The organism is Agrococcus sp. GW821-FHT14H11 (genome assembly GCF_058803545.1).
The window spans coordinates 240,980-252,011 of record NZ_JBXAPA010000004.1 but is presented as its reverse complement, the minus strand read 5'-3'; the positions used below and the strand labels follow the sequence as shown (position 1 = coordinate 252,011).

Below are 11,032 nucleotides of genomic sequence, written 5' to 3'. Positions count from 1 at the left end.
CTCGCGACGCGCTGCCCGCGGCGATCGCGGCGGCGGCGCGGCGGGCGCGGCGACGCTGGAGGCACGCCCGCGACCTGCCGCTGGGCGACGCCCGCGATCACGCCCTGCACGAGCTGCGCAAGGCGGTGAAGCGCCTGCGCTACGCGGCCGAGCTGAGCGCTCCCGCGCTCGGCGACGACGCCGCGCGGCTGACGGAAGCGGCCGCGGCGCTGCAGGGACTGCTGGGCGAGCACCAGGACTCGGTGGTGACCCGTGGCGTGCTCCTCGAGCTCGCCGACGAGCCCGGGCTGCACGCCGACGACGGCTTCGGCCTCGGGTGGCTCGCGCGCGAGCAGCAGGTGCGTGCCGAAGCGCTCGAGCCGCACATCGCGGACGCCTGGCACTCCGTGCGGCAGGCCGCCAAGCGCGTCGCCGGCCGAGGCTCCGGCGCAACACCCGGGTAGCCGTCGTGGCGCTCGGCACCGGTGACGGAACAGACGCACACCGGTCGTCGACGGCGCGCGGCACCCGGCGTATCGTGCGGAGCATCACCGTGCGATGCAGACGGGAGGTCGCCGTGACGACGCCCGAGCTCGTGGAGCGCGACCTCGTGCTCGACGAGCTCTCCGATGCGCTGGCCGCCGCCTCGCGCGGACACGGTCGCATGGTGCTGCTCGAGGGCGACGCCGGGGTCGGGAAGACCGCGGTTGCGGCAGCCGTCGCCGCGCGGGCGTCGAGCGGCGTGCAGCGGCTCGTCGGCTCGTGCGACCCGCTCACGACGCCGCAGTCGCTGGGACCGCTGCTCGACATGGTCGAGCAGTCGCCCCGCCTCGCGAGCGCCGCGCGCGGCACGCGGCACGAGCTCTTCAGCGCGCTGCTGCGCGAACTCAGCGCCAGGCAGACGCTCGCGATCATCGAGGACGTGCACTGGGCCGACGCCGCGACGGCCGACCTGCTCGTGCACCTCGGTCGCCGGGTGACCGGCACCAGGGCGCTCGTGCTGGTGACGCTGCGCGCACAGGACCTCGCGTCCGACCACCCGGCGCGCATCGCCATCGACGGGCTCGCGACGCAGCGCGGGGTCGTGCGGCGCACGCTCGAGCCGCTCAGCGTGAGCGGCGTGGCCCGCCTCGTGGACGGCCGCGCGATCGACGTCGAGCAGCTGCACGCGCGCACGGGCGGCAATCCCTTCTTCGTCACCGAGGTGCTCGCCGCGCCCGGCTGGGCAGTGCCGCCGACGGTGGCGGATGCGGTGCGCGCGCGGGCGCGCCGGCTGCCGGTCGCTGCGCGCGCCGTGCTCGACACCGCGGCGGTCGAGGCGGCCTCGGCGAGCCTCCAGCACCTCATCGCGCTCGGGCACGCACCGGCCGACGTGGACGCTGCGATCGCCAGCGGCATGCTCGTGCATGCGGCTGGGCGCGTCGGCTTCCGCCACGAGCTCGCCCGGCTCGGGGTGCTCGGCGACCTGGCACCGGCGGCGCGCGCCGAGCGGCACCGTGCGTGGCTGCGGCTGCTGGAGCACGCTGCCCAGCACGAGGCCGATGCAGCCCGCTTCGCGGCCCACGCGCGGGGAGCCGCCGACCGAGCCGCGACCGTGGTGTGGTCGAGGCGCGCGGCCGCCTACGCCGCCGGCCACGGCACGCACCGCGAGGCCGCCTCCCACCTCGAGGCGGCGCTCGCCGCGGGGGATGCGCTCGAGCCGGCCGAACGGGCGACGTTGCTGTCGGCGCTCGCCGCGGAGCACTCGCTGATCGACCGGCGCGGCGATGCGGTGGCGGCGAGCGAGGCCGCGCTGCGCCTGCGGATGCAGCTCGGCGATCACGAGGCGACGCTCGTCGCGCGCGCCGAGCTCGCGCGGGCGAAGTGGGGGCTCGGCGACGGCGCCGTCGCGCGCGCGCTCATGGCCGAGGCGGTCGCAGAGGCCGACCGGCTCGCGTCGCCCGCGATGTCGCCGACGACGGCGCGCGCCGTGGCGTTCGTGCACGCCTGGGCGGGCTACCTGGCGATGCTCGCCCGCGATGACGCAGCGGCACGGCGGTGGGCGACGAGCGCCGTGCGGATCGCACGCGCGCACCGCCTCGACGACGTGCTGGTGGTGGCCCTGAACGCGCTCGGCTCGACGATGATCGTCGGAGGCCACGACCTCGCCGGCGTCCAGCGGCTCGAGGAGGCGCGCGAGCTCGCGAGCGCGCTGGGGGCGGAGGGCGCGGAGGCCGACGCGCTCGTGAACCTCGGATCCGCGCTGGGCGAGGTGCGAGAGTACGCCCTCGCCGGCCCGTGCCTCGAGCGGGCGAACGCATTCGCGCAGGCGCGCGACCTCGACGCGGCGGCGCACTATGTGACCGCCTGGCTCGCTCGCGTGCGCTTCGAGCAGGGGCACTGGGGCGAAGCCGAAGCGCTGCTCACCGCCCTGGACCTCGAGCACCAGGGGTCGCCGATCAGCGCGATCGTGGGCCTCACGGTGCTCGGCGGGTTGCGGTGCCGCCGGGGCGAGCCCGTGGGCGATGCCCTCGAGCGCGCCTGGCAGCTCGCGCAGCGCACCGGCGACCTGCAGCGGCTGTGGCCGGTCGTCGCCGCCCGGGCGGAGGCCGTCTGGCTCCTCGGCGCTGCCGCCCCCGACCCGAGCCTGCTCGGCGACCTGGGAGCAGCCCTCGCGATGGCTGAGGAGCGAGGCCTCGAGTGGGCGCGGGACGAGCTGCGGCTCTGGCTGGCGCGGCTCGACGCCGGCGGCGCCTCCTGCGAGCGCGCCGCGCGCCGCGACGGCGGCACGGCGTTCGCGCTCGCGCTCGCGGGTTCGCACGCGACGGCCGCCGAGGCCTGGCGCGCCCTCGGCTGCCCCTACGAGCAGGCGGAGGCGCTGGCCGAGGCGGGGGACGAGGCTTCGCTGCGGCACGCGCTGGCGTTGCTCCAGCAGCTCGGCGGCGTGCCGCTGGCCGCGCGCGCACGTCGACGGCTGCGCGCTCAGGGCGCCACCGCGGTGCCGCTCGGTCCGCGTCCAGCGGCCAGGACCCATCCGTCAGGTCTCACCGCACGCCAGCTCGACGTGCTCGAGCTCGTCGCCGCTGGCTGCACCGATCGCCAGATCGCCGAGCGCCTCTTCCTCTCGGCGAAGACCGTCGGCCACCACGTCAGCGGCATCCTGGCCGCGCTCGGGGTCGACGGCCGCACCGCCGCGACTCGCCTCGCTGTGGAGCGGGCTTGGGTCGGGGACGACCGGTCGGCGAAGATGGGGAACCCTCCCCAAGCGGGGGCCCACGCAGCTCCCTAGCGTCGGGCGTGCCGGCGATCCGCGCCGGCCCGAACGAGGAGGCAACGATGCCGCTCTTCATGGATGTCCACCACGACGTGCCGGAGGGCACCGACGCGCAGGCGGTCGCCGACGCGCACATGGCGGACGTGCGCACGCAGGACGCCTACGGCGCGAAGTACATCAACTACTGGTTCGACGCCGACGCGCGGAAGATCTTCTGCCTCGTCGAGGCGCCGGATGCGGAGGCCGCGAACGCGGTGCACCGCGAGGCGCACGGACTCGTCGCGCAGGAGATCCACCCAGTAGTGCAGGGATGATCTGGGCTGCCCCGTGCTGCTGCGGTCTGCATGGGATGCCGCGCACGACGACCCGCCGATCCTGTTCGGGCGCGAGATGCACCCCGTGTCGATCCCGACGATCCCGGAGCTCTCCGCGATGCACGCGTGGGTCTGGAAGCACAGCCCCCGCGGGCATGTTCGCCGACGTCAACCCGACGGCGAGCTGCGAGCGCTGAGGACCGCACGGTTGCCGATCCGGGGCGGATGCGTCAGCGCGGCTGCTCCGGATGGGTCCCCACGTCGGCGGCGTCGGCGTCGGCATCGAAGGCGCGCGGCAGCGCGGTGGTCGTGCCCGACAGCTGATCGAGCAGCGGCATCCGCGGCGCTCAGCCGAGCGCGACGACCTCCACCTCGGCGTCGCCGGTGCGGTACCGCACCGGCATGCCGGGGTGCGCGAGGGCGAACCAGAAGGTGCTCGTGCCCGCGTCGCCCCGCACCTCGTAGCGCAGGCACTCGAGCTCGCCGACGGCGAGGCGGATGCGCTCGGTCGCGACCGACGTCGCATCGGCCGGGAACGCGGCGTGGCCCTGCAGCTCGCGCCACGTCGCGCGGCGGCGCCGCACCTGCCCCCTCAGCCGGCCCGACGCATCCGTCGTCACCGTCGTGCACGTGCAGCCGTCGGCATCGCCCTCCTCGAAGCCCGACCGGTGGAAGGCGACCTCGCCGGCGCGCTCGGTGCGCGAGAGCACCCACCGGCCGTCGGGGCAGCCGGCGCGGATCTCGGCGGCGGTGAACGGCGTCGGCGCGAGGCCGGGCCCGAGCACGTGCGGGTCGCTCATGCCCGCAGCTCGGCGTCGACGGCCTTCGCGAGCGCGCCGATCACGGGCCACGCGCCCTCGGAGCTGTTGCCGAGCACGCTGACCGTCGTCCGCGCCGCGATGAGGTGGGTCGAGCGGAACGAGGCGCCCGCGTCGTAGCCCTCGAGCACGAGGGCCGGATGCGTCGCGTGCAGCCAGAGGCCCATCCCGGAGCGCAGTCCCTCGTCGGGCACGTCGTGGCGCGGCCGCATCATCGCGTCGACCGTCGCGCGCGAGACGATGCGCCCGTCGAGCAGCGCGAGCCAGAAGCGGTGCAGGTCGGCGGCGGTCGTGAACGCGCCGCCGTCGCCGTTGCCGAGCACCGGCAGGTGCAGCGTGTTGACGAGGTCGCCCTCGTCGTCGAGGTAGCCGAGCGCCGCGTCGGCGGGGAGCGCGTTGAGCGGCAGGAACCCGGTCGAGGCGAGCCCGGCCGGCTCGAGCACGAGGCGGCGCACCGCCTGGTGGTAGGTCTCGCCGGTCGCCCGCTCGAGCAGCACGGCGAGCACCATGTAGCCGCCGTTGCAGTACGCGAACCGCTCCCCCGGCGCGAACGCCTGCGGGTGCCCGTCGAGCACCGGCAGGAACGCCTCCGCGGTGGTCAGCCGGTGCACGGGCACGCTCAGCACGAAGTCCGAGACCTCCCACTCGGCCTCCTCGTCGAGGTAGTCGCCGATGCCGGAGGTGTGGGTGAGCAGGTGCTCGATCGTGACGGCGGCGTCGACGAGCGGCAGGTCGTCGCCGAGCAGCGCGCGCACCGGCTGGTCGAGCCGCAGCGCGCCCTGCTCGACGAGCCGCAGCACCGCGAGGGCGGTGAACGACTTGCTGCCGCTCGCGATCGCGATGCGCGCCTCGGGGATCATCGGCACGCCGTGCGCCCGGTGCAGGAAGCCCTCGCAGCGCTCGAGCGTGCGCCGCTCGCCCTCGTCGATCGTCACGACGCCGGTGAAGGCGCGCTTGGCGACGGCCTCGTCGAGCGCCTGCCGATCGAAGCGCATGGCTGCCTCCGCGGGTGCTGGTCACCTGGATGCTACGCCGCGATCGTCGAGCCTGCGCCCCTCGACCCTCCACTCCCGCGCGATGCCGAGACGGTCGAGGAACGCGGCGTCGTGGCTCACCACCACGAGCGCTCCCTCGTAGGCCGCGAGCGCCTCCACGAGCCGGTCGACGCTGTCGAGGTCGAGCGAGTTGGTCGGCTCGTCGAGCAGCAGCAGCTGCGGCGCCGGGTCGGCGAGCAGCAGCCGCGCGAGCGCGAGCCGGAACCGCTCCCCGCCCGAGAGCTCGCGCACCCGCTGCTCGCCGCGGTCGCCGCGGAACAGGAAGCGCGCGAGCTGCGCCCGCACCTCGAGCGGCGACCGGCTCGGCGCCGTCTCGCGCACGGCGTCGACGAGCGTCGCGTCCTCGTCCGGGAAGCGGATGCGCTGCGGCAGCATCGCGGTCTCGCGGATGCGGTGGGTCACCTCGGCGACGGGCGCGGGCCGGCCGTCGGCCCGGGAGGCCGCCGTGCCGGCGATCGCGTCGAGCAGCGTCGTCTTGCCCGCCCCGTTGGCGCCCGTGAGGGCGATGCGCTCGGGCCCGCGCACCGCGACCGCCTCGCCGCCGGGCAGCCGCAGGGCGAGCACGTCGCGCCCCGCGGGCACGCGCGTGCCGGGCAGCGCGATGCGGATGGTGCGGTCGTCGCGCACGCGCGCCTCCGCCGCCTCGAGCGCCGAGGCGGCGGTCGACTCGCGCCCCTCGTGCAGCGCCTTCGAGCGCGCGGTCGTGCGCTCGGCCTTCCGCTGCAGGCCGCCGGCGACGATCTTCGGCATGCCGCCGGCGAGGAACGCGCGCCGCCCCGCGGCCTGTGACCGCGAGCGCCGCTCGGCCGCCTCGATGCGCTCGCGCCGCTCGCGGCGCAGCAGCTGCTCGGCGTCGCGCACGTCCTGCGCGGCCGCCGCCTGCTCCGCCTCGAGCGCTGCCCGGTAGGCCGAGTGCGGCCCGTCGAACGTGCGCAGCCACGAGCCGGTGCCCGGTCCGGGCGCATGCAGCTCGGCGATGCGGTCGACCCGCTCGAGCAGCGCGACGTCGTGGCTGACGACCACGAGCGAGCCGCGCCACGCGCCGACCGCGTCGTGGAGCCGCGCGCGGGCGTCGGCGTCGAGGTCGTTCGTCGGCTCGTCGAGCAGCGCGATGTCGGCGCGCTGCAGCCGGATCGCGGCGAGCCCGACGAGCACCGCCTCGCCGCCGGAGAGCGTCGCGATCGGGCGGCGCAGCAGGTCGGCGTCGCCGGCGAGGCCGAGGGCGGCGAGCTCCGAGAGCGCCTCCGCCTCGATGCCCCAGCGGTCGCCGACCTCGTCGAAGCGGTGCGGGGCGACGTCGCCCGACTCGATGGCCGCGATCGCGTCGAGCACGCCCGCGATGCCGAGCGCATCCGCCACCGTGCCGGGCCCGAGGGCCAGCTGCTGCGGCAGCGCGGCCACGGTGCCGTGCACGACGATGTCGCCTGCGGCGGGCGAGAGCGAGCCGGCGATGAGGCGCAGCAGCGTGGACTTGCCGGCGCCGTTCATGCCGACGAGGCCGGTGCGCCCGTGGCCGAGCGCGCTGGAGACGCCGTCGAGCACGGGCGTGCCGTCGGGCCACTGGAACGAGACGCGCGAGAGCGCGATGACAGGGTGTGCCAAGAGGGATCCTCCGAGAGCGGGGAGCGCTGACGGATGGGTCGACGATGCGTGGTCGTCGGGTCAGCGCCGGGTCGCGGCTCCGTGGATCTCGGTCATCGTGGCTCCTGGGGGTGCGGAGGGCGTCGGCGCTGACACCGCCGACGACTGCTCGAGCGACGGTACACGCCCGTCGGGGTGCGCGCCAGCGCCCCGTGGCGTCGCGCGTGAGGGCGGATGCGTCAGCGCGGCGCCTCGGCGTCGGTCACGTCGGCGACCTGCGCGCCCAGGTGCGCGACGAGCGCGTCGCCGTCGACCGTCGCCGCGACCCCGTGGTCGCCGCCGCCGATGGAGACGCGGTGGCCGAGCACGCGCTCGTCGGCGACGACGGGCAGCGGCCGCGCCGTGCCGAACGGGGTGATCGTGCCGCGGCGGAACCCCGTCACCGCGAACGCCGCCTCGGCGTCGGGCATCGACAGCCGGCTGACGCCGAGCACCTCGCGCAGCTTCGGCCACGCGATCGTGCGGTCGCCGGGCACGAGCACGAGCAGGTGATCGCCCTCGCCGCGGCGCACGACCATCGTCTTGATGACCTCGGCGGGGGTCACACCGCGAGCCTCGGCGGCCTCGGCGAGCGAGGCGACGCGCCCGTGCCGGGTGATCTCGTGCTCGAGGCCGGAGGCGGCGAGCGCCTCGAGCGCGGGGTTCGTGTCGCGGGCGTGCTCGCTCATGCGCCCACGCTACGCCGAACGCGACCCGTTCCACCCTCGAGGACCCGTTCCACCCGGGAGGACCCGGTGCACCGGGTCCCGTTCGGTCGAAGGGGTCCCTCTGCGGGGGGAACGGAGCGTGCGGGGGATCAGTGCGGGGCGGCGCCGACCTCAGCGGCCCGCGGCCGCCACGAGCGCCGCGACGAGCGCCTGCGCGTTCGGCCGCTGCGCGATGCCCGCGACCCGCAGGCCGTGCTTGCGGCAGTCCTCGCCCGTCTGGTCGCCGATGGCGATGATGCGCGTGTCGCCAGCGAGCCCGAGCCGCGCGACCTGCTTCGCGACCGAGCCCGAGGTGACGAGCACCGCGTCGATCGGCGTCTCGGCCGGCTCGACGGCGGTCAGCACGGCATCGGCGCCGTCCTCCCCCGCCGCCTGCAGCTCCTCCTGCTGCCGCGTCGCATCCGCGCCGACCACCGGGATCGCGCCCGTCTGCGTCGAGACCGCCTCGGCGAGCGCGTCGCCCGACTCGAACACCGGCACCGTGCGGTACGCGACGACCTCGGTCACCTGCATGCCGTGGCGCCGCAGCCCGTCGGCGATCGTCGGCCGCGCGTCGAGCGCGTGCGGCCAGAGCACCCGCCCCTCGCGGATGGGCCACTCGTCGACGAGCCCGGCCGCCGACTGCTTCGTGGGGATGAACGCGACCGGCACGCCGCGCTCCCGCAGCGATGCGGCCGTCACCGCGCCGACGGCGGCGACGTGCACCGAGACCGGCACGCGCGGCAGCACCCGCACGGTCGACTGGCTCGTGACGACGAGCCAGTCGAAGCGGCCCTCGGCGAGCTGCGCGAGGATGCGCTGCAGGTGCTCCTGGTCCTCGGCCGGCTCGATCGTGACGAGCGGCAGGATCAGCGGCTCGAAGCCCGCGTCGGTGACGAGCCGGGCGACCTCGTCGCCCCAGCTGCCGCCACGGGGGATCAGGACGCGCATGGCTTCCTCCCTGGGTCGGTGCCGAGCAGTCTCGCAGAGGCGGCGGATGCGGCGCGCCCGACCACCCGCGCGCCGCCCGATCCGCCGGGGTCTCAGCCCTCGGTGCGCGCCTCGTGCACGAGATCGGCGGCGCCGGCCTCGAGCAGCTCGGCGACCGCCCGCTCGGCCACGTCGCGCGCGCCCTCCGCGAGGTCGGCGGGCGCCGTCGAGTCGAGCGTGCAGGCGTGGGATGCGCCGAGGCGGCGGGAGCCGTCGGTCGCGTACGCGATCGCGGTGAGGAAGAGCATCCCGTCGGCGACCTCGGCGTGCGCGGCCACCGGTGCCGCGCATCCGGCCTCGAGGCCCGCGAGCACGCGCCGCTCGGCGTCGGCCGCGGCCCGGGTGGGGCCGTGGTCGGTCTTCGCGACCGCGGCGCGGCTCGCGCCGTCGCCGTCGCGGATCTCGACGGCGAGCGCGCCCTGCGCGGGCGCGGTCGGGAAGTCGACGAGGTCGAGCAGCTCGGTCGCGCTGCCGTCGAGCCCGAGGCGCTTGAGGCCCGCGAGCGCGAGCACGACCGCGTCGAGGTCGGCGTCGTCGCCCTGCGCCCGCGCGAGGCGCGTTGGCACGTTGCCGCGGATGTCGACGACCTCGATGTCGGGGCGCGCGAGGCGCAGCTGGGCTGCGCGCCGCGGCGACCCGGTGCCGACCTTCGCGCCCTCGGGGAGCCCCGCGAGCGTGAGACCGTCGCGGGCGCACAGCGCGTCGCGGGGATCCTCGCGCTTCGCGACCGCGGCGAGCTCGATGCCGGCGGCGGGCGCCGTCGGGAGGTCCTTCATCGAGTGCACCGCGACGTCGACGCGGCCCTCGAGCAGGGCATCCCGCAGCGCCGAGACGAACACGCCCGTGCCGCCCAGCTGCGACAGCGAGGTGCGGTCGACGTCGCCCTTCGTCGTGATCTCGACGATCTCGACGTCGCCCGCGAAGCGCGCGGCGAGCGCCTTGGTCTGCGCCATCGCGAGCGCCGAGCCGCGCGTGCCGACGCGCAGCGTCACGGCTGCAGCCCGGCGATCGCGGGCCGGAAGCCGAGCCGCGGGTTCTCGCAGCAGCCCGGCCGGCACACGTCGTACCAGGTGTGGATCGAGGTGACCGCCTTGCGCTCGGCGACCGGCCGCCCCTCGAGCCGCTCCTGCACGAGGTCGACGAGCGCGCCCACGTACTGCGGGTCGACGCCCGGCGTCGGCGCGCGGCGCACCCACAGGCCCCGCTCGGTGGCCGTCTCGATGGCCTCCTCGTCGAGGTCCCACATGACCTCCATGTGGTCGCTCACGAAGCCGAGCGGCACGATCACGACCGCCTTGCGGCCGCCGTCGCCGACCGGGAGCTCGTCGATCGCGTCGTTGATGTCGGGCTCGAGCCACGGCTGCGAGGCGGGCCCGGAGCGCGACTGGTAGACGAGCTGCCAGGCGACGCCCGGCGCCGCCTCGCCCATGACCCACTCCGCGGCGGCGAGGTGCTGCGCCTCGTAGCCGCCGCCCGGACCCCACTCGTGCAGGTCGGGCGCGCCCGAGCGCTCCGCGTCGGCGGTGGGGATGCTGTGGGTCGCGAAGAGCACCTCGACGTCGCCGTCGGCGAAGCCCGCCTCGCGCGCCTCGGCGACCGTCGCGCGCACGCCGTCGACGAACGGCGCGAGGAAGCCCGGGTGGTTGAAGAACTGGCGCACCTTGTCGATCTGCATCGACGCCTGCAGCCCGGTCGCCTCGAGCGCGTCGGCCCAGTCCTCGCGGTACTGCCGGCACGACGAGTAGGAGGAGTAGGCCGAGGTGGGGATGGCGAGCAGCCGCGTCGCGCCCGCGTCGGCGGCCTGCTGCAGCGCCTCGTCGAGGTACGGCGCCCAGTTGCGGTTGCCCCAGTAGACGGGCAGGTCGACGCCGGCCTCGGCGAGCGCGCCCTCGAGCGCGGCCTTCAGGTCGCGGTTCTGCTGGTTGATGGGGCTGACGCCGCCGAAGTGGCGGTAGTGGGTCGCCACCTCCTCGAGCCGCTCGTCGGGGATGCCGCGGCCGCGGGTGACGTTGCGCAGGAACGGCAGCACGTCGTCCTGCCCCTCCGGCCCGCCGAAGCCCGACAGCAGGATGCCGTCGTACGCGACCGGCTCCTCCACGTGCTCGGGGCCCGGCTGGGCGGCCGGCGTCGCGCTCGCGACGGCCGCTCCCGGCTCCAGGTGCACGGCCGTCGCCGCCGGCGCCTTGGTCTCGCGCCGGGCCGCCTGCTGCTCCGCCTGCTGCTGCTCGGGCTGCTGCTGCATCCCGCCGCAGCACCCGCCGCCGCAGCATCCGCCCTGGGGCGCATCCGTCATCTC

Annotated in this window: 10 protein-coding genes; 3 read left to right on the top strand and 7 right to left on the bottom strand. The window is 76.2% G+C overall.

The genetic code is table 11. The features are described 5' to 3' along the window. From AC1RNL_RS06615 to AC1RNL_RS06605, 3 genes are all read left to right on the top strand, one after another. Window positions 1–443, top strand: a 443-nt coding sequence (locus AC1RNL_RS06615) for a CHAD domain-containing protein (RefSeq protein ID WP_492934767.1), incomplete at its 5' end; no start/stop codon positions are given. Between the two features lie 113 nt (window positions 444–556). Next, on the top strand, window positions 557–3,247 hold the full coding sequence (locus tag AC1RNL_RS06610; protein WP_492934766.1) for an ATP-binding protein: 2,691 nt from the start codon (window positions 557–559) through the stop codon (window positions 3,245–3,247). Window positions 3,248–3,255: 8 nt separating this feature from the next. Beyond that, window positions 3,256–3,546, top strand: coding sequence for a DUF4242 domain-containing protein (locus tag AC1RNL_RS06605; RefSeq protein ID WP_400531038.1), 291 nt, complete (start codon window positions 3,256–3,258; stop codon window positions 3,544–3,546). Window positions 3,547–3,893: 347 nt separating this feature from the next. On the opposite strand, the gene AC1RNL_RS06600 is transcribed toward AC1RNL_RS06605, so the two are convergent. The 7 genes from AC1RNL_RS06600 to AC1RNL_RS06570 form a co-directional block, all read right to left on the bottom strand. Continuing rightward, on the bottom strand, window positions 3,894–4,346 hold the full coding sequence (locus tag AC1RNL_RS06600; protein ID WP_400531040.1) for a hypothetical protein: 453 nt from the start codon (window positions 4,344–4,346) through the stop codon (window positions 3,894–3,896). After that, window positions 4,343–5,359: a serine hydrolase domain-containing protein gene (locus AC1RNL_RS06595; protein WP_128189891.1), complete on the bottom strand. Its 1,017-nt coding sequence runs from the start codon at window positions 5,357–5,359 to the stop codon at window positions 4,343–4,345. The genes AC1RNL_RS06600 and AC1RNL_RS06595 overlap by 4 nt, the downstream gene beginning before the upstream one ends. A 21-nt stretch (window positions 5,360–5,380) precedes the next feature. Continuing rightward, window positions 5,381–7,021, bottom strand: coding sequence for an ATP-binding cassette domain-containing protein (locus tag AC1RNL_RS06590; RefSeq protein ID WP_492934765.1), 1,641 nt, complete (start codon window positions 7,019–7,021; stop codon window positions 5,381–5,383). 218 nt (window positions 7,022–7,239) lie between these two features. Beyond that, window positions 7,240–7,728 carry an aminoacyl-tRNA deacylase gene (locus tag AC1RNL_RS06585; protein WP_492934764.1) on the bottom strand — a complete coding sequence of 163 codons (489 nt, stop codon included), beginning with the start codon at window positions 7,726–7,728 and terminating at the stop codon, window positions 7,240–7,242. A 150-nt stretch (window positions 7,729–7,878) separates the two neighbouring features. Beyond that, on the bottom strand, window positions 7,879–8,697 hold the full coding sequence (locus AC1RNL_RS06580; protein ID WP_492934763.1) for a uroporphyrinogen-III synthase: 819 nt from the start codon (window positions 8,695–8,697) through the stop codon (window positions 7,879–7,881). Between the two features lie 92 nt (window positions 8,698–8,789). Then, the gene (gene hemC, locus AC1RNL_RS06575; protein ID WP_492934762.1) at window positions 8,790–9,728 is read right to left on the bottom strand and encodes a hydroxymethylbilane synthase; all 939 of its coding nucleotides are present in this window, start codon (window positions 9,726–9,728) and stop codon (window positions 8,790–8,792) included. Further along, window positions 9,725–10,978, bottom strand: a complete 1,254-nt coding sequence (locus tag AC1RNL_RS06570) for a ferrochelatase (protein WP_128189542.1) — start codon at window positions 10,976–10,978, stop codon at window positions 9,725–9,727. Before AC1RNL_RS06570 ends, hemC begins: the two co-directional genes overlap by 4 nt. Window positions 10,979–11,032 lie beyond the last annotated feature (54 nt).

Coding starts and splice junctions, on each gene's coding strand:
- AC1RNL_RS06580 (WP_492934763.1), bottom strand. CDS start 8,697: ATGCGCGTCCTGATCCCCCGTGGCGGCAGCTGGGGCGACGAGGTCGCC.
- AC1RNL_RS06600 (WP_400531040.1), bottom strand. CDS start 4,346: ATGAGCGACCCGCACGTGCTCGGGCCCGGCCTCGCGCCGACGCCGTTC.
- AC1RNL_RS06585 (WP_492934764.1), bottom strand. CDS start 7,728: ATGAGCGAGCACGCCCGCGACACGAACCCCGCGCTCGAGGCGCTCGCC.
- AC1RNL_RS06595 (WP_128189891.1), bottom strand. CDS start 5,359: ATGCGCTTCGATCGGCAGGCGCTCGACGAGGCCGTCGCCAAGCGCGCC.
- AC1RNL_RS06570 (WP_128189542.1), bottom strand. CDS start 10,978: ATGCAGCAGCAGCCCGAGCAGCAGCAGGCGGAGCAGCAGGCGGCCCGG.